Annotated in this window: 18 protein-coding genes and 1 pseudogene; 10 read left to right on the top strand and 9 right to left on the bottom strand. The window is 73.5% G+C overall.

What is annotated here, in order from left to right:
- Nucleotides 1-149 precede the first annotated feature (149 nt).
- The 5 genes and pseudogenes from ACQP2H_RS21005 to ACQP2H_RS20985 form a co-directional block, all read right to left on the bottom strand.
- On the bottom strand, nt 150-902 hold the full coding sequence (locus ACQP2H_RS21005; RefSeq protein ID WP_219463703.1) for an SDR family oxidoreductase: 753 nt from the start codon (nt 900-902) through the stop codon (nt 150-152).
- Nucleotides 903-964: 62 nt separating this feature from the next.
- Nucleotides 965-1,458: pseudogene (locus tag ACQP2H_RS21000) on the bottom strand (hypothetical protein).
- Nucleotides 1,455-2,273 carry a DUF692 domain-containing protein gene (locus ACQP2H_RS20995; protein WP_219463699.1) on the bottom strand — a complete coding sequence of 273 codons (819 nt, stop codon included), beginning with the start codon at nt 2,271-2,273 and terminating at the stop codon, nt 1,455-1,457. Before ACQP2H_RS20995 ends, ACQP2H_RS21000 begins: the two are co-directional and overlap by 4 nt.
- Complete coding sequence (locus ACQP2H_RS20990) at nt 2,270-3,235, bottom strand: TIGR04222 domain-containing membrane protein (protein ID WP_433228574.1); 966 nt, start codon at nt 3,233-3,235, stop codon at nt 2,270-2,272. Before ACQP2H_RS20990 ends, ACQP2H_RS20995 begins: the two co-directional genes overlap by 4 nt.
- 117 nt (nt 3,236-3,352) lie before the next feature.
- The gene (locus ACQP2H_RS20985) at nt 3,353-3,925 is read right to left on the bottom strand and encodes a TetR/AcrR family transcriptional regulator (RefSeq protein ID WP_208569172.1); all 573 of its coding nucleotides are present in this window, start codon (nt 3,923-3,925) and stop codon (nt 3,353-3,355) included.
- Between the two features lie 231 nt (nt 3,926-4,156).
- On the opposite strand from ACQP2H_RS20985, the gene ACQP2H_RS20980 reads away from it, so the two are divergent.
- On the top strand, nt 4,157-4,804 hold the full coding sequence (locus tag ACQP2H_RS20980; RefSeq protein ID WP_219463695.1) for an HAD family hydrolase: 648 nt from the start codon (nt 4,157-4,159) through the stop codon (nt 4,802-4,804).
- A gap of 157 nt (nt 4,805-4,961) precedes the next feature.
- On the top strand, nt 4,962-5,891 hold the full coding sequence (locus tag ACQP2H_RS20975) for a serine protein kinase RIO (protein ID WP_363818321.1): 930 nt from the start codon (nt 4,962-4,964) through the stop codon (nt 5,889-5,891).
- A 47-nt stretch (nt 5,892-5,938) separates the two neighbouring features.
- Here the strand turns inward: ACQP2H_RS20975 and ACQP2H_RS20970 are convergent, their stop codons facing one another.
- A complete protein-coding gene (locus tag ACQP2H_RS20970; protein WP_208569169.1) occupies nt 5,939-6,187 on the bottom strand; it encodes a DUF2630 family protein in 249 nt (82 codons plus the stop codon).
- Nucleotides 6,188-6,480: 293 nt separating this feature from the next.
- Between ACQP2H_RS20970 and ACQP2H_RS20965 the strand changes: the two genes are divergently transcribed.
- The 4 genes from ACQP2H_RS20965 (at nt 6,481) to ACQP2H_RS20950 (ending at nt 10,397) form a co-directional block, all read left to right on the top strand.
- On the top strand, nt 6,481-8,913 hold the full coding sequence (locus tag ACQP2H_RS20965; RefSeq protein WP_433228570.1) for a nitrate- and nitrite sensing domain-containing protein: 2,433 nt from the start codon (nt 6,481-6,483) through the stop codon (nt 8,911-8,913).
- 77 nt (nt 8,914-8,990) lie between these two features.
- On the top strand, nt 8,991-9,413 hold the full coding sequence (locus tag ACQP2H_RS20960; protein ID WP_208569167.1) for a roadblock/LC7 domain-containing protein: 423 nt from the start codon (nt 8,991-8,993) through the stop codon (nt 9,411-9,413).
- 5 nt (nt 9,414-9,418) lie between these two features.
- Entirely contained in the window at nt 9,419-9,805 is a 387-nt protein-coding gene (locus tag ACQP2H_RS20955) for a DUF742 domain-containing protein (RefSeq protein ID WP_208569166.1), read from the top strand.
- The gene (locus ACQP2H_RS20950) at nt 9,786-10,397 is read left to right on the top strand and encodes a GTP-binding protein (protein ID WP_208569165.1); all 612 of its coding nucleotides are present in this window, start codon (nt 9,786-9,788) and stop codon (nt 10,395-10,397) included. Before ACQP2H_RS20955 ends, ACQP2H_RS20950 begins: the two co-directional genes overlap by 20 nt.
- 80 nt (nt 10,398-10,477) lie before the next feature.
- Here the strand turns inward: ACQP2H_RS20950 and ACQP2H_RS20945 are convergent, their stop codons facing one another.
- The gene (locus tag ACQP2H_RS20945) at nt 10,478-13,345 is read right to left on the bottom strand and encodes an aconitate hydratase (RefSeq protein WP_433228567.1); all 2,868 of its coding nucleotides are present in this window, start codon (nt 13,343-13,345) and stop codon (nt 10,478-10,480) included.
- Between the two features lie 162 nt (nt 13,346-13,507).
- On the opposite strand from ACQP2H_RS20945, the gene ACQP2H_RS20940 reads away from it, so the two are divergent.
- The 4 genes from ACQP2H_RS20940 to ACQP2H_RS20925 all read left to right on the top strand — a co-directional run bounded on the left by ACQP2H_RS20940 (nt 13,508) and on the right by ACQP2H_RS20925 (nt 15,626).
- Complete coding sequence (locus tag ACQP2H_RS20940) at nt 13,508-13,900, top strand: VOC family protein (protein WP_357013769.1); 393 nt, start codon at nt 13,508-13,510, stop codon at nt 13,898-13,900.
- A 37-nt stretch (nt 13,901-13,937) separates the two neighbouring features.
- On the top strand, nt 13,938-14,372 hold the full coding sequence (locus ACQP2H_RS20935) for a VOC family protein (protein ID WP_219470198.1): 435 nt from the start codon (nt 13,938-13,940) through the stop codon (nt 14,370-14,372).
- Nucleotides 14,373-14,405: 33 nt separating this feature from the next.
- Nucleotides 14,406-14,891, top strand: coding sequence for a YcxB family protein (locus tag ACQP2H_RS20930; RefSeq protein ID WP_219463689.1), 486 nt, complete (start codon nt 14,406-14,408; stop codon nt 14,889-14,891).
- A 78-nt stretch (nt 14,892-14,969) separates the two neighbouring features.
- The gene (locus ACQP2H_RS20925) at nt 14,970-15,626 is read left to right on the top strand and encodes a DedA family protein (protein WP_208569160.1); all 657 of its coding nucleotides are present in this window, start codon (nt 14,970-14,972) and stop codon (nt 15,624-15,626) included.
- A 100-nt stretch (nt 15,627-15,726) separates the two neighbouring features.
- On the opposite strand, the gene ACQP2H_RS20920 is transcribed toward ACQP2H_RS20925, so the two are convergent.
- Together ACQP2H_RS20920 and ACQP2H_RS20915 are read right to left on the bottom strand one after the other, a co-directional pair.
- Entirely contained in the window at nt 15,727-16,377 is a 651-nt protein-coding gene (locus ACQP2H_RS20920) for a C39 family peptidase (RefSeq protein WP_219462126.1), read from the bottom strand.
- 360 nt (nt 16,378-16,737) lie between these two features.
- Nucleotides 16,738-17,463, bottom strand: coding sequence for a hypothetical protein (locus tag ACQP2H_RS20915; RefSeq protein WP_357537189.1), 726 nt, complete (start codon nt 17,461-17,463; stop codon nt 16,738-16,740).
- Nucleotides 17,464-17,521 lie beyond the last annotated feature (58 nt).

The following is a 17,521-nucleotide window of genomic DNA, read 5'->3' as shown; positions in this document are numbered from 1 at the left end:
GGCCGGGGAGGGCCGCCCGCCGGCACCCCGACGACGGGCCGGTTCGGGGGTCGCGACGGCGGGAGGCAGTTCGGGGGCGGTGCGGCCCGGTTCGGCGGCCGGGGCTGGTTCGGGGGCGGCGGCGGGGCTGGTCGAACGGCGTCGCGGGGTCACAGGCTGCGCAGCGCGCCGCCGTCGACGGGCACGCTGACCCCGGTGACATAGCCGGCGGCGGGGGAGAGCAGGAAGGCCGCCACCCGCCCGAACTCGGCCGGATCGCCGATGCGGCGCAGCGGGATGCCGGCCTCCGCAGCGGCACGGGCCGCCGCGTCGTCGCCGAGCAGCTCCCGGTTGCGGTCGGTCAGGAAGCGCCCGGGCAGCAGGCCCAGCACCCGTACCCCGCGTGGGCCGTACTCGTCGGACAGGTCCTTGGCCACGCCGGCCAGGCCGGGCCGCAGGCCGTTGGAGATGCCGAGGCCGGTGATCGGCGTCCGGGCCGAGGTGGACAGGACCATACCGATCGCGCCACCATCGGTGAGCGCGGCGGCCACCGTCCGGGCCGTCCGGACGGTGCCCAGGAAGACCGTCTCGAAGGACTCCCGCCACTGTGCGTCGCTGACCTGCGCGGCGGTGCCCGGCGGCGGCCCACCGACCGAGACGAGCGCCCCGTCGAGGCGGCCGAAGTGTTCTCCGGCGGCGATCACCAGCCGCTCGGGCAGGCTCGGGTCGGCCAGGTCGGCGACGAGACCGATCGCGTGGTCCGGCCCACCGAGCCGGTCGACCGCCCCGGCGATCCGCTCCGGCGTGCGGGCCGACAGGACCACCCGTGCTCCGTCCGCGACCAGGCACTGCGCGGTCGCGAAGCCGAGCCCCCGGGAAGCGCCGGTCAACACGTACACCCGATCGGTGAGTCCGAGATCCATGCCACCGATCCTGCCGCATCCGGCGGTGGGTGGCGCGGCGGGCCGGGGAGGCGAGCCGGTGGTCAGCGGCGGGCCGGTCGGAGCAGGCGTACCCGGCCGGCGATCTGGAGGGCGACGGCGTCGCCGCTGCGGGCCAGGGCCGGCAACCGGCGGCGGCGGGGCGGGTGCCGCCCGTCGTAGCGGTGGGTGGCCTCGCGGGCGGCCAGCTCCTGCGCGCCGAGCGGGGGAGGGCGTCCCGGTCGCGCAGCCCACGTGCGAGGTCCCAACCGTCGCGCAGCGACCCGACGGTGGGTCGGCCGGACGCCCAGTCGGCGAAGGTGGCCGGCCAGGTGTCCCCGAGGCCGGCGGCGAGCAGCGGCCAGTGGCGGGCGACCTCGCCGGCCCGCTTGCGCAGCAGCGCCCGCCGGGCGGCGTCGACCCGGTCGGTGGCGAAGCCTGCGGGCAGCGGGGCCCCCGCGACCAGGGCGGCGACCAGCGCGGCCTGTCGGGCGGCCAGCCCCACCGGTCCGGTGGCACCGGGCGGCGGGGCCGACTCGACGGGGTGCGTCGGGCTCATGTGACGACCGGGTGGCCGGCAGCGGTGGCGAGGGCGTCCAGCTCGGCCCGCAGCACGTCGGCGGGTGGGTAGTGGCCGTCGCGTTCGAGCAGCAGGGCCGGCGGTCGGCGGCCGGCACAGAGCGCGCCGACCAGCTCCAACACCTCGGTGGGCACCGGATCGGTGTGCGTGTCGTGGTAGAGCCCGCCGTGCTCGGCCCCACCGGCCACGTGTACGTAGGCGATCCGGTCCAGCGGCAGCCGGTCCAGCAGGGCCTGCGGGTCCTCGCCCCGGTTGCGGGCGTTGGCGTACACGTTTGCCACGTCGAGCAGCAGCTCCGCGTCGGTGGCGTCGAGGATCTCGGTGAGGAAGTCCGCCTCGTCCAGCTCGTCGTCGGGCCAGTCGAACAGCGCGGCGATCGGCTCCAACGCCAAGGGCACCGGCAGCTCCGCCCGGGCCCGGCGGACGTTCGCCACCACCGCCGCCACCGCCTCCCGGGTGCGCGGCAACGGCAACAGGTGCCCGGCCTCCAGGCCGCCGGCCCGGACGAACGCGATGTGCTCGCTGACCAGTGGCGCGTCGACCAGCTCGGCCACCCGGGCCAGGTGCGTCACCCGGGCCGGGTCGACCGGGTCCGCGCCGCCGAGGGAGAGCCGCACCCCGTGCGGTACGACGGTCACGCCGCGCTCCCGCAGCCCGGCCAGCCCGGCCGGCAGGGGGTTGCCCGGGCTGAGCGACTCCGCTACCACCTCGACGAAGCGCAGCCCGGGCAGCTCGGCGACGAAGCCGGCGATCTCCGACCGCCAGCCGATGCCCACCCCCTGCGGCCCGGTCATCCGCCGCACCCGCCACCGCCGCCGCATCCTCCTCCGCCGCCGCAGGAGCTGCCGCCACCGCCCGACGAGCCGCTGTCGCCCGACGAGCCGCTGTCGCCCGACGAGGTGCTGCCGCCGCACGTGACACCCGTGGAACCGGTGTAGCCGCTGCCGCTGCTGGCGTTCAACGCCTGCCGCTGGATCTCCGCCTGCGCGGCGAAGCCGGGGTCGAGCGCGTAGAGGGAGACGGTGCCGAACAGGGCCACCCCCATCGCTGCGCCGGCCGGACCGTAGGTCGCGTAGGCCGGGGCGGCGTCGGGGGCGAGGTGGTGGTTGCTGCTGCGCAGGCGACTCATCATCACGTTCGCCGTCCTGGTCCGCCGGGGCGTACGGGCCACCAGGGCGAACGCCACTGCGAGTCCGGCCAGGGCGAGCAGTAGCCAGCCGACCGGCCGGCCGTTGAACAGGCCGGCGACCAGCCGCACCACACCCAGGGCCAGGAGCACCAGCAGCAGGTTCCGTCCGCGCCGCAGGGCCCGTACCCCGTCGGCGTCGATCAGCAGGCCGCGCTGCTCCAACCCCTGCCGCAGCTCCTCCAGGGCGCGGGTCACCCCGGCGTTGCGGCGCAGCTCGCGGGTGGCGACCGACTGGCGGGCGGCGTGCCGGATCGCGTGGTCGAGCGGAGTGAGCCCGCTGGGCGTCGACCCGGCGGCGACCAACCGGCCGTTCGATGTGACGTCGATCGCGCCGGCGCCGCGCAGCCCACCCAGCGCCGCCCAGATGGCGAGCTGGTCGCCACCGTTGAGGTAGGCCACCTGCTGGGGTCCGAGCTGGTCCGTGGTGACCGTGTCGGGGCCGGCGGTCGTGCGGCGGCGGTGCAGCAGCGTGCCGACCACGGCGACGACGGCCACCAGCAGGTAGAGCTTCAGGAAGAGCGGCCCGGGGATGCCCCAGGTGTCGCCCTGTGCGGCAAGCGTGTTCATGAGCTGCTCCTGTCGCGCGAGGGGGTCGCGGCCTCATTGTGGAGCAGCCCCGCCACGCCGGCACCGGGGCGGTGGGCGAGTTACCGAGCCGAGATCCGGGCTGCCGGCCCGGGTGGGTCAGTGCCGGCGGACGGCCTCCTCGACCAGGTCGAGCACCGGCCCCAGGTCACCGGCGGGCCGGCCCATCGCCAGGTGCAGCACCAGCCCGTCGTACGCCAGCTCCAGGAACTGGGCCAGCACGTCGATGTCGATGTCCTCGCGGAGCACCCCGGCGTCGCGTTGCCGGGCGAGCCGGTCCCGGGTCGCCTCGGCGATGGCGGCGGAGCGTTCCGCCCACCGGCGCGCGAAGGCCGGGTCGGTCCGCAGCCGCCGGGACACCTCCAGTTGGCTGCCCAGCCAGCCGGTGGTGTCGGGGGAGACCGCGCGGGCGAGCAGGTCCCGCATCACCTGGACGAGGCCGTGGCGGGCCACCGTGGAGACCATCACGGCGGCGTCGTCCTCGGCGACGGCGAGGAAGAGTGAGTCCTTGTCGCGGAAGTGGTGGAAGATCGCGCCCCGGGACAAGCCGGTCGCCTCCTCCAGCCGGCGCACGGTGGCACCCTCGTAGCCGTGCCGGGCGAAACAGGCCCGGGCCGCGCCCAGGATCTCCTGCCGGCGCGCGTCGAGCTGGTCCTGACTTACTCTGGGCACGGGTCGATCGTCGCAGGTGACCCTCCGCAAGGCAAACCGTACGTACGGCTTGCTATCGGGTCGTCACCTCGTCCTGCCGAACGCCCGTCCGGTTAGGATCGGCCGGTGCCGACAGCCCCGGTCACCTCCCCCTACCCGCCCACCGCCCCCATCCGGCCCCGGCAGCCCGACGGTCGCCGGCGGGCGGTTCGACCCTGTCGGCGGCGGTCCTTCCTCCCGTAAGGTGCCTCAGTGCCGTTGCTCCTGCTCGACCTGGACAACACCCTGCTCGACCGGGCCGGGCCGTTCCGCGCCTGGGCCGAGGGTTTCCTGGCCGAGATCGGCGCCCCGGCCACTGACATCGACTGGCTGCTGTCCATCGACGCCGACGGCCTCACCGACCGGTGGGACATCGCCGACGCCATCCGGGACCGCTACGCGCTGCGCATCCCCTCCATCGACCTGGTCGAGGAGCTGCACGACGGGGTGGTCGGCTACACCCGGCTGGACCCGCTGGTCGCCTGCGCGCTGCGGATCGCCGACGACGCCGGGTGGCTGCCGGTGGTGGTCACCAACGGCTCGGTCCGGCTGGAAGACGCCAAGATCAGGCAGACCGGCCTCGACCGCTACGTCGCCGACTGGGTGATCTCCGAGGAAGCCGGGGTGAGCAAGCCCAACCCCCGGATCTTCGCGCTGGCCGCCCAACGGGCCCGGTTGCCGCTGCGTGGCGCGTGGGTGGTGGGCGACAGCCCGGAGGCGGACATCGGCGGGGCCGCCGCGGTCGGCCTGCCCAGCGTCTGGCTGCACCGGGGGCGCAGCTGGACCGACGGGCGGTTCGCCCCCACCCGTACCGTCGACTCGTTGATCGCGGCGGTCTCGGTGGTGCTCGCCGGGGGGTAATCCGGTTGTGCGCCGGGCGGGGTATCGGTCAGCATGGGGCCGCGCGGGAGCGCGCAGCCGGGCGGGGCCCGGTCGAGGAGAGGAGGTCGGTCATGGCCGTCTTTGCAGGGTCGTACCACCTGCCCTCACCAGCCTCGACCAAGGGATCACCAGCACCGTGCGCGAACACGACCTCCCGGCGCCGCAGCGCCGTGGCCGCGGCAGAAGCCGCTTCGACGACGACGAGACACCCTTCCTGACGTACGGCCGGCAGCCGGCCGGCACCGCACCCGAGGACGAGCCCGAGCCCGAGCCCGAGGACCACTGGTCGTCCTGGGACGAGGCCGTGCACGGTCCGGAACCGCACCCGCCGTGGCTCGTCACCGAGCTGGCCGCCCGGGACACCGAACTCGGTGTGCTCAAGACCGGCAAGGAGGCGGACGTGCACCTCGTCCGCCGGGCGGTGCCCGACACCGACCGGTCCTGCCTGCTGGCCGTCAAGCGGTACCGCGACGCCCAGCACCGGCTCTTCCACCGCGACGCCGGCTACCTGGAGGGACGCCGGGTGCGCCGGTCCCGGGAGAACCGGGCGATGGCCGGCCGGACGGCGTTCGGCCGGCAGATGATCGCCGGGCAGTGGGCGGCGGCCGAGTTCGCCGCGCTGTCCCGGCTCTGGGAGATCGGTGCGGAATCCGGGCGGATCGCCGTGCCGTACCCGGTGCAGCTGCTCGGCACCGAGCTGATGCTGGAGTTCGTCGGCGACCCCGACGAGGGGACCGCCGCACCCCGGCTGGCCCAGGTACGCCCCGACCCGGCCCCGCTGCGCTCCCTCTGGGAGCAACTGGTGGACGCCCTGGTGGTGCTGGCCCGGGCCGGCTACGCCCACGGCGACCTGTCGCCGTACAACCTGCTGGTGCACGCCGGGCGGCTCGTCATGATCGACCTGCCGCAGGTGGTCGACGTGGTGGCCAACCCGCAGGGACCGGAGTTCCTGGCCCGCGACGTGCGGGTGGTGGCGACCTGGTTCACCGCCCGGGGGCTGCCCGCCGCCGACACCGACCCGGCCGCCCTCACCGAGCTGCTGCTGCGCGAGGCGGGGGTGCGCTGAACGGGTGACGTCCCGGACGGCAACCGGCCGTCCGGGACGTCGGGGCGTCACTGGAGGTAACGCTCGACCTCCGACACCGGTCGAGCCCCCTGGGCCTCCGGGTCGCCGTGGGCCTCCCGGGCCGCCCGGCGGCGGCGCAGCAGGTCCCAGCACTGGTCCAGCGACTCCTCCAGCGCGCGCAGGTGTTCCTTGGCCTCGTCGTCGGTGCCGGATTCGTGGTCCTGGGCGGCCGAGCGGAGCCGGTGCTCCTCGTCGACCAGTTCCGAGATCCGATGCAGGATGGTCTTGTCGTCCATGCCCCTGAGCCTGGCACAGCAGGGTCGCCCGCGCCCGTGTTCGGGGCCGGCCGGTCCGTCGGCGGCCAGACCGGCCGTGGCCCGCGCCGGGTGGTCGCCGGGTCGGCTGCCTCAGGGGGTGCCGGCACCATCCACGGTGGTCACCATCGCCCCAGGACCTGCGGCACCGGCCCCGCCTCCATGATCAGCATGGCTTGAGCGATGGTGGTGCCGACTGCTAGCGTGCGCCGGGTTCAGGTGTGCCGTGACGCGTCGGGCGTCCGGTGGCCACGGTCCGGCCCGGGGGCGGTGTGATGGGTTCCGGCAGCACGCGTCTGCGTACCAAGATCGTGGCCCTGCTCACCTCCCTCGTCGCGCTCTGGTCCTTCGCCGCGTGGGTGACCGTCGGTGACGGCTTCAACCTGCTCTGGGTGCAGACCCTCAACAGCCGGGTGGCCGACCCCGGGGAGTCGCTGCTCACCGCGCTCCAGGAGGAGCGGCGGCTCGCCAACGCCTACCTGGGTGAACGGGCCCAGCGGCAACTCGACGCGTTGAGCACCCAGTGGCAGCGCACCGACCAGGTGGCGGACGAGTTCGGCACCTCGGTGGGCAGTTGGCAGGCCGAGCTGGCCACCGGCGAGGACACCCGCCGCCGGGTCGACGAGGTGCTGACCGGCCTGAGTGGCCTGACCGGCATCCGGGAGTCGGTGCGCGACGCCGGGATGACCCGGGCCGAGGCGTCCGCCGCGTACACCGGGGTCCTCGCCGGGGTGCTGCGGATGTACGGCTCGCTGGGGCAGCTCGACGACACGCGGATCGCCGCGGAGAGCGAGACCCTGGTCGACCTCTACCAGGTGCGGGAGCTGATCTCCCAACAGGATGCCCTGATCACCGGCGTGCTCGCGGCCGGCCGGATGACCGGCGACGAGTACGCCCGCTTCACCCAACTGGTCGGCGCCCAGCGCTACCAGACGGCGGAGGCGGTCGCCGAGCTGTCCCCGGCCGACCGGGTCCGCTACGACCAGCTCGCCGGCTCGGACGCGGTGGCCCGGTTCCGGCTGCTGGAGGACCGGGTGATCCAGCAGGCCCGGTCGGGCACCACCCTGCCGCTGACCGAGCAGGAGTGGCAGTCGACCGTCGGGCCGGCGATGCAGGCGCAGGTGGACTTCGGGGTGAGCGTCGGCGACGCGCTCATCGACCGGGCCACCCCGGTCGCGGTGGGCGTCATCGTCCGGCTGGTGCTCGCCGCCGGCCTCGGCCTGATCGCCGTGATCGCCTCGATCGTGGTGTCGATCAGCACCGCCCGGCACCTGGTCCGGCAGCTGGCCCGGCTGCGCGACGCCGCGCTGCGGCTGGCCCACGAACAGCTGCCCGGAGTGGTGGACCGCCTCGGCCACGGCGAGGACGTCGACGTGGCCCGCGAGGCCCCGCCGCTGGACTTCGGCGACGACGAGATCGGTCAGCTGGGCCGAGCCTTCAACGCCGTCCAGGAGACCGCCATCCGCACGGCGGTCGAGCAGGCCGAGCTGCGCCGCAACGTCCGGGGGGTGTTCCTCAGCCTGGCCCGGCGGACCCAGGCGCTGGTGCACCGCCAGCTCACCCTGCTCGACGCGATGGAACGGCGCGAACACGACGCCGGGGAACTGGAGGACCTGTTCCGGGTCGACCACCTGGCCACCCGGATGCGGCGCAACGCGGAGAACCTCATCGTGCTCTCCGGCGCCACCCCGGGTCGGGCGTGGCGACGCAACGTGCCGATGGTGGACGTGGTGCGCGGCGCGGTCGCCGAGGTCGAGGACTACACCCGGGTGGACGTGCTGCCGCTCGGCCCGGTCGCGCTCGCCGGCCGGGCGGTCGGTGACGTGATCCACCTGCTCGCCGAGCTGATCGAGAACGGCCTGTCCTTCTCCCCGCCGAACACCACCGTCGAGGTGCAGGGTCACCTGGTGACCGCCGGGTTCGCCATCGAGATCGAGGATCGTGGTCTGGGTCTGACCGGTGAGGAACTGCTCGCCGCCAACCGCCGCATCGTGGACCGGTCCGAGTTGAACCTGGCCGACGCCGCCCGCCTCGGGCTGTACGTGGTGAGCCGGCTGACCGAGCGGCACGGGGTGAAGGTGCAGCTCAAGGAGTCCGCCTACGGGGGGACCACCGCCGTGGTGCTGATCCCGGCGGAGCTGGTCGTGCCGGGGGACCCGAGCCCGTCCGGCGCGCTTCCGGTGGTCGCCCGACGCCCGGCCACCGCCGAGGCCACACCGGCGGCCGACGCGGGGCCCCCGGTGAGCCCGAGGGCCGTCCCGCCGTCGGACGCGGTGACCCCGGCGGGCCTGCCGGCCCGGTCCCGTAAGCGACGCCCGGCGCAGGACGCGCTGCACGCGCCGACCGTCCCGACCGGTCTGCCGGTGACCGTCGCCCGACCGTCCACCCCGACCGTCGCGGTGACCGGGGACGCACGGACGGCGGACGCCGACGCCGACCCGCCGTCGCCTACTGTGGAGGGGCCGGTGACCGACGCGGGCCTGCCGGTGCGGGTACGACAGGCGAACCTGGCGCCCGAGCTGCGGGACCCCCCGACCGGTGGGGAGACCGGGGCCGGTGCTGCGGTCCGGCGCGCACCCGAGCAGGTGCGCCAGATGATGAGCGCCTACCAGTCGGGCACCCGACGCGGCCGGACCGACGCGGCCCGGCTGTCGGAGGGCACCCGCAGCGGTGACCGGTCGGACGACGCAGACCGCCCGGCCACCTGACGGCGTCGCGACGGACGCGACGTCCACGGGGTCACGGCAACCGAGCACGGCGGAACCGCCGGGGAAGAGGACGACGAGTGGGGCAGACGACGGCATCCGGTGCCGACCTGACGTGGTTGCTGGACGATCTGGTCGGCCGGGTGAAGCAGGCCGAGCACGCCGTCGCGCTCTCCACCGACGGCCTGCTGATGGCCGCGTCCGAGGGGATGGGCCGCGACGACGGGGAACACCTCGCCGCGATGGCCGCCGGCATCCAGAGCCTGGCCCGGGGCGCCGGCAAACGGTTCGGCGGCGGGCAGGTCCAGCAGACCATCATCGAGATGGAGTCCTCGTTCCTGTTCGTCACCGCGGCCGGGCCGAACGCGTGCCTGGCGGTGCTCGCCGGCACCGACGCCGACGTCGGCCTGATCGCGTACGAGATGGCGATGCTGGTCGCCCGGGTGGGTAAGTACGTGGCGTCCCCGGCCCGGGGTGTCGACCAGTCGTCCGGTGGGAGCTGACCGCGATGGCCGCCGACGGCGACCCCGCGGACGAGCAGTGGGTCGACGACCACGCGGGCCCGGTGGTCCGCCCGTACGCGGTCACCCGGGGCAGGGCCCGCCCGGTGGCCGGCTCGTTCGACCTGATCTCGCTGGTCACGGCGACCCGGACGAACGCGGTCGAGGAGGCCGGGCTGGGGCCCGAACACGTGGCGATAGTGGCGCTGACCCAGCGCATGCAGTCGGTGGCCGAGGTCGCGGCCCGACTGGACCTGCCGGTGGGCACCGTACGGGTGCTCCTCGGTGACCTGGTGGCACGGGACCTGGTCCGGGTACAGGAACCCCGGGAGCCGGCCGGTGTCAACGACGAGAGCATCTACGAGGCGGTGATCAATGGACTACGGGCGCTCTGAACGTCCGGCGGGGGCACGGGTGCTGCCCACCGCGCTCAAGGTTCTGGTGGCGGGTGGGTTCGGGGCCGGCAAGACGACACTGGTCGGTGCGGTGAGTGAGAGCCGTCCGCTGCGTACCGAGGAGGTGCTGACCGAGACCGGCATCGGGGTCGACGACCTGTCCGGGGTGGAACGTAAGAGCACCACCACGGTGGCGATGGACTTCGGCCGGATCACCATCAGCGACGACCTGGTGCTCTACGTGTTCGGCACCCCCGGTCAGGACCGCTTCTGGTTCCTGTGGGACGAGTTGGCGGTGGGTGCGCTCGGCGCGGTGGTGCTGGCCGACACCCGCCGGTTGGCCGACTGCTTCCCCTCGATCGACTACTTCGAGGGGCGGGGCACCCCGTTCGTGGTGGCGGTGAACTGTTTCGAGGGGGCCCGGCGGTTCGGCCTCGACGAGGTGCGTACGGCGTTGGACCTGGACCCGGAGGTGCCGCTGCTGCTCTGCGACGCCCGGCAGCGGGAGTCCAGCCGCAACGTGCTGATCACCCTGCTGGAGCACGCCATGAAGACCCGGAACTCCCGGCGGCGCGCGGTCGGCGGCCGCTGACGACGGTCGCGACCCGCCGCCACCCGTCGACGGGAACGGGCCCCCTCCACGCTGGAGAGGGCCCGTTTCGTACGCCGACGTCAGCTGGCGATCATGCGGCGCAGCACGTACTGGAGGATGCCCCCGTGGCGGTAGTAGTCCGCCTCGCCGGGGGTGTCGATCCGGACCACCGCGTCGAACTCCACGCCGGTGTCGGTGCTGACCCGCACCGTACGCGGGGTGTCGCCCTCGTTGAGCGCGGTGACGCCGGTGATGGAGAAGGTCTCCGTGCCGGTGAGACCGAGCGACTCGGCGGTGGTGTCCACCGGGAACTGCAACGGCAGCACGCCCATGCCGATCAGGTTGGACCGGTGGATGCGCTCGTAGGACTCGGCGATGACCGCCCGGACGCCGAGCAGCATGGTGCCCTTGGCTGCCCAGTCCCGGGACGAACCGGAGCCGTACTCCTTGCCGGCCAGGATAACCAGCGGGACGCCGGCGGCCTGGTAGGCGGTGGAGGCGTCGTAGATGGAGGTCTGCTCACCGGTCAGGTGGTTGACGGTGAAGCCGCCCTCCACACCGGGGACCAGCTGGTTACGCAGCCGGATGTTGGCGAAGGTGCCCCGGATCATCACCTCGTGGTTGCCCCGGCGGGAGCCGTACGAGTTGAACTCGTGGCGCGGCACGCCGTGCTCGGCGAGGTAGCTGCCGGCGGGGGAGTCGGCCTTGATCGCGCCGGCCGGGGAGATGTGGTCGGTGGTCACCGAGTCACCCAGCTTGGCCAGCACCCGGGCGTCGGCGATGTCGACGACCGGGCTCGGCTCCTGCTGCATCCCCTCGAAGTACGGGGGCTTACGGACGTAGGTGGAGTCGTCGGCCCAGGCGAACGTGTCGCCGGTCGGGGTGGGCAGCGACTGCCACCGCTCGTCACCGGCGAACACGTCGGCGTAGGCGGCGCTGAACCCGGTCGCGCCGATCGCCTGGGCGATGACGTCCTGGATCTCGGCGCTGTTGGGCCAGATGTCGCGCAGGTAGACCGGGTTGCCCTCGGTGTCCTCGCCGAGCGGCTCGTTGGCCAGGTCGATGTCCATCGTGCCGGCCAGCGCGTACGCCACCACCAGCGGCGGGGACGCCAGGTAGTTCATCTTGACGTCCGGGTTGATCCGGCCCTCGAAGTTCCGGTTGCCCGACAGCACCGACACGACGGCCAGGTCGCCCTCGTTGACGGCGGCGGAGACCTCCTCCGGCAGCGGGCCGGAGTTGCCGATGCAGGTGGTGCAGCCGTAGCCGACCAGGTTGAAGCCGAGCTTGTCCAGGTAGGGCGTGAGGCCGGCCCGCTCGTAGTAGTCCATGACGACCTTGGAGCCGGGTGCCAGGGTGGTCTTGACCCACGGCTTGCGGCTCAGGCCCTTGTCGACGGCGTTGCGGGCCAGCAGGGCGGCACCGATCATCACCTGCGGGTTGGACGTGTTGGTGCAGGAGGTGATCGCGGCGATGACCACCGCGCCGTGGTCCAGCTCGTACTCCACCCCGTCGCTGCCGGTGACCCGGACCGGGTTGCTGGCCCGGCCCCCGGCGCCGACGGCGGCGGTCTCCAGGTCGCGCGGCTCGTCGGCGGGGTCGCTGAAGTCGTTGGCGGGCGGGTCGCTGGCCGGGAACGACTCGGCGCTGGCCTCGTCGGCCGGGCCGTTCGCGCCCCGGGGGAGCTGCTCGCGGGCGACGCCGGGCTTGAGGTCGCGCTCACCGGCGGAGTCGTCGGCGACGTAGTCGGTCAGCGCCGAGCGGAACAGCGTCTTGGCGACCCCGAGCGGCACCCGGTCCTGCGGGCGCTTGGGCCCGGCCAGGGACGGCTCGATCGTGCCCAGGTCCAGCTCCAGGCGCTCGGAGTACTCCGGCTCGTGGTCCGGGTCGTGCCAGAGACCCTGCTCCTTGGCGTACGCCTCGACGAGCGCCACCTGGGAGGCGTCGCGGCCGGTCAGTTCCAGGTAGCGGACGGTCTCGGCGTCGATCGGGAAGATCGCGACGGTGGAGCCGTACTCGGGGGACATGTTGCCGATGGTGGCCCGGTTGGCCAGCGGCACGGCGCTGACGCCGGGGCCGTAGAACTCGACGAACTTGCCGACGACGCCGTGCTTGCGCAGCATCTCGGTGATGGTGAGCACCAGGTCGGTGGCGGTGGTGCCGGCCGGCATCTCGCCGTGCAGTTTGAAGCCGACGACCCGGGGGATCAGCATGCTGACCGGCTGGCCGAGCATCGCGGCCTCGGCCTCGATGCCGCCGACGCCCCAGCCCAGCACGCCCAGGCCGTTGACCATGGTGGTGTGCGAGTCGGTGCCGACCACGGTGTCCGGGTACGCCTGCATGACTCCAGACGCCTCTGCGCGCGCCATGATCGTGCGGGCCAGGTACTCGATGTTGACCTGGTGCACGATGCCGGTGCCCGGGGGGACGACCTTGAACTCGTTGAACGCGCTCTGGCCCCAGCGCAGGAACTGGTAGCGCTCCCTGTTGCGCTCGTACTCCAGCTCGACGTTGCGGGCGAAGGCGTCCTCGCGGCCGAACAGGTCGGCGATGACCGAGTGGTCGATGACCAGCTCGGCCGGGGCCAGCGGGTTGACCTTGGTGGCGTCGCCGCCCAGCTCGCGGACGGCCTCACGCATGGTGGCCAGGTCGACCACGCAGGGCACGCCGGTGAAGTCCTGCATCAGCACCCGCGCCGGGGTGAACTGGATCTCCACGCTCGGGTCGGCGGTGGGGTCCCACGCGCCGAGCTGGGAGATGTGGTCGGCGGTGATGTTCGCGCCGTCCTCGGTCCGCAGCAGGTTCTCCAGCAGGATCTTCAAGCTGTAGGGCAGCCTGTCGTGCCCCGGCACCTGGCCGATCCTGAAAATCTCGTAGCTCGCGTCTCCGACGCGTAGCTGGGTCTTCGCACCGAAGGTGTCGAGGCTCGCCACGTCGTACTCCTTCACACCAGCGACCGTGAGTAGTCCTGAGCAGTCTGTCGCACCAGGCGGAGGGCCGCCCAGGTTAGGTAACACTTACTGCCGATTCGTCGTCTTCCAACAAAACCGTACGTCCGTCTTGCTATTCACGCAACCTCGTGCCAGGGTTCGGGACGAGGAGGTGCCACCATGATCCATCATGTGCTGCTCGCCTGCCCGCCCGGTGCCGAGGACTCGTCCCGGGCCTTCTACGTGGGCATCCTCGGCCTGACCGAGAAACCCAAACCCCCGACCCTCGCCGCCCGTGGCGGCTGCTGGTTCACCGGGTACGACGCCGAACTGCACCTCGGCGTCGAGAACGACTTCCGGCCCGCCCGCAAGGCGCACCCGGCGCTGCTGCGCCCCGACCTCGACGCCCTCGCCGACCGGCTGGCCCGCGCCGGCCACCCGGTCACCTGGGGTGACGACGACGAGCTGCCCGGGATGCGCCGCTTCCACACCGCCGACCCGCACGGCAACCGGCTGGAGTTCGTCGCCCCGCTGCCCGACCGGACGACCCGGCCGGCGGCCCCCGGTCGCTGAGCGCCACCGTGTCGGACCCGGCCGCTACGGTGTGCCGATGGTGTCGGTCAAGCAGGTCCAGGTCACCTTCGACTGCGCGGAGCCCGAACGGGTCGCCCGCTTCTGGTGCGAGGCGCTCGGTTACGTCGTCCCGCCACCGCCGCCGGGGTTCGCCGACTGGGGCGCGTTCGACAGGTCCCTGCCGCCCGAGCGGCAGGGCTCCGCGTTCGCCTGCGTCGACCCCACCGGTGCGGGCCCGCGACTGTTCTTCCAGCGCGTGCCCGAGGGCAAGGTGGTCAAGAACCGGCTGCACCTCGACGTGCGGATCGGCCCCGGCCTGGTCGGTGAGCAGCGGTTGGCCGCGCTGGAGGCGGAGTGCGCCCGGCTGGTCGCCCTCGGCGCGACCCGGGTACGCCTGCTGCCCGCCGGCGGCTACGACGAGTCGTGCCTGGTGATGCAGGACGTCGAGGGCAACGAGTTCTGCCTCGACTGAGCCACCGCGGCCGCGCCGCACTATCGTTTCCGCGTGCACATCCGTTTCGACGTCCCCGCCGACCCCGCCTACCCGGGTCGGGTGGCCGCCGCGCTCGGCAGCGTCCGGCTGCGCCGGTTCACCCTCATCGGCGTGGCGCTGGCGGCGGCCGGGGCGGTCGGCCTGCTCGTCTCCCGGGGTGGCCGGCTCTCGTCGCTGTGGCTGGTGCTGCTCGTGGGCGGGCTGCTGTCGATGCTCTACGCGCCCTGGGTGCGCTGGCGGGCCCGACGCCGCTCCGACGACTACGCGGTCGAGGGCGGCTACGACATCACCGACGACAACATCATGATGCGCAGCGGCTCGGAGTCCGGCGGCATCGCCTGGGACGGGGTGGCCCGGGTGCGGGAGGCCGGCGACTTCTGGATCGTGTACGTCGGCCGGATGCCGGCGACGGTGATCCCCCGCTGGCTGATGCCCGCCGAGGACGCCGCGACGTTGCACAGCTTCATGACCGCCCGGGGCCTGCTCGAACCCCGCTGACCGCACCGTGTTCCCGGGGGCCCGCCCTACCCGCCCGGCGCGGGTAGGGTTCGAGGTCGGGTCGGAAGGGGTGCCGTAGTGGTCGACGTTCAGCACTGGCTCGTAGCACTTCCCCCGGGGGTGGTCTACCTGATCGTCGCCGGGGTGATCGGCGTCGAGAGCATGGGTGTCCCGTTGCCGGGCGAGATCGTGCTGGTCAGCTCCGCCCTGCTGGCCGCGACCGGGGTGGTCGAGCCGCACTGGGTCGCCACCGCCGCGGCGTTCGGCGCGATCGTCGGCGACTCCGTCGGCTATGCGGTGGGTCGCCGGGGCGGCCGTCCGCTGCTGGCCCGGCTGGGCCGGCGCTTCCCGAAACACCTGGGCCCCGCACAACTCGCCCGAGCCGAGCAGAGCTTCGCCCGGCACGGCGTCTGGGCGGTGTTCTTCGGCCGGTTCGTCGCCCTGCTGCGCATCCTGGCCGGGCCGCTGGCCGGCGCGCTGCACGTGCCGTACCGGCGGTTCCTGGTGGCCAACGCGGCCGGCGGCCTGGTCTGGGCCTTCGGCACCACCTACCTGCTCTACACCCTGGGCCGGGCGGCCGAGCACTGGCTCAAGGACATCTCCTGGGCCGGCCTGGTCCTGGCCGTACTCGGCGGGGTGGCCAGCACCTGGTGGCTGCGCCGCCGAGCCCGCCGCCTGGAGTCGACGACGACCACCGACGAGGCCGAACCGGTGGCGGCCGGCACCGACCGCTGAGCTGCAACCGGGCGCGGGAGCCGGCCGTACCGACGACGATCGGGCCGCCCCCGGGGGGGGGGCGGCCCGATCGGTGTCCGAGGTCAGGACGAGTAGCGGGTCAGGAGGTGTAGCCGCGGGTGGCGATCCAGTCGGCGAGGTTGTCGACGCTCATCCGGTAGGACGCGGTGTTCGGGTTGGCGGAGTCGCCGATGGTGACGGTCTTGCCGGCGTCGCGGTAGCCGATGACGCTGATGTAGTGGCCGCCTTCGAAGGCGTGGGTGGTGCCGTCGGTGTCGGTGGCGGTGCCGGCGATGTTGGCGACTACGGCGCGGCCGTCGTCGATGGTGCGGACGATGTCGGTGCGGAGTTCGTTGGTCTGCTTGTCGTCGGCCTTGGTGGTGCGGATTTCGGTGCTTTCGTAGGCTTTGCGGCCGGTCTGCTTGTTGAGTACGGGGGTGATGTCGTTGATGCTGTCGGTGCCGTTTTCGGTGGTGCGCATTTCCTTGGCCATGGCGTCGACGTCGATGTTCTTGCCTTGGACGGACAGGGCGTTGCGGGTGGCGGCGGGGCCGCAGTAGTAGAAGTTGGGCTGGGGCTGGTAGTTCATCGTCAGTTCACGCTCGCCGGCGGGTCGGCGTTCGGTCTGCGCCGTGGTGGGGGTTCGGGCGTCGGCGGCGTGGGCGGTGGTCAGTGGGCCGGCGATGGCGCCGGTGGTGAAGGCGAGGCCGGCGGCGGTCAGGGCGGTCTTGCGGATCAGATCGGTACGCATGGTCGCGTGCTCCTCTGCATTCGGGGGTGTGGCGGACGCCCTCAGGGGGTGGGGCGTGGCCGGAAGTTCAGGGGATCGCCTGGCGGTCGGGGGGGACCTGCTCGGGCGTCCAGGGAGGTGTAACCGACCCGGTGGCGACCGCATTCCGCGGTCGGGGTTCCGGGGCCGTCCCCCGGGGGGTGGGGGAGTGGCGGTGGTATGCCAGGTACAACGCCCCGGCCCCGGCGACGATTCCGCCGTGCGGGTGGCCCCGGCCACGGGACGATCGGGCACGAACGGGCTTGTCCGGTGCGGGACCTCCGGTCGGAACCGGACGTCCGGGCGGCTACCGGACCCGGTGCGGTGGGTGGTGGACCCGGCTCAGTCGGCCCGGATCAGGTCGACCACCGCGTCCCGGGCCGCCCGGACGGCGTCACGCGACTGCTCGGTGTGGTCCAGGATGTCGAAGGCGTGCTGGCCGTCCGGCACCTCCACCAGACGCACCGGTCGCCCGACCTGGGCGGCGGCGTCGAGGAACGCGGCGATGCCGGCCAGCAGCCCGGGGAGCTTGTCCTGCCCGGCCCGGGTCAGCACCACCGGCGTCGTCGAGCCGGCACCGAGGGCATCGATCGGCAGGAACCGCGCCGGCACCTCCCAGCCGGGCAGCGGGACGAGCAGCGGATAGGTCAGCGCGATGCCCCGTACCCAGGCCGGCGCGGCGCGCAGCCAGTCGGCCGCCAGCAGGCACCCACCGGAGAAGAACCAGAGCACCACCCGCTGCGCGTCCACCCGGGGATCGGACCGGACGGCCTCGACCAGGCCGGCGATCTCGTCGGCGGTGGTGGGCAGCCCGGCGAGGTCGGTGACCCGGTAGCTGATGACGGCGGCGACCAGACCCTGCTCGGCGACGAGCGCCCCGTAGCCCCGGTAGAGCAGCCAGTCCCGAGGATCCGGTGCGCCCGGCGGAAGTGGGGCACCGTGCACGACCACCACGACGGGGTGCGGCCCGGGGCCGGTCGGCAGGTGCAGGTCGACCTGGCCGTGCCGCTCCACCGGCGCTGCGGGCGGTGACAACACGAAGGGTTGCTGCTCGACCGCATCATCCATGCCGGGAGCCTAGCCGTCGGCGGCCCGCCCGACTGCCCCGTCGGGGCCGCCGTGGGCG

It is taken from the genome of Micromonospora sp. CA-248260 (assembly GCF_050942205.1).
GTDB lineage: Bacteria > Actinomycetota > Actinomycetes > Mycobacteriales > Micromonosporaceae > Micromonospora > Micromonospora antibiotica.
The sequence above is the reverse complement of the archived record's forward strand: the minus strand, read 5'-3'. Positions and strand labels throughout refer to the sequence as shown.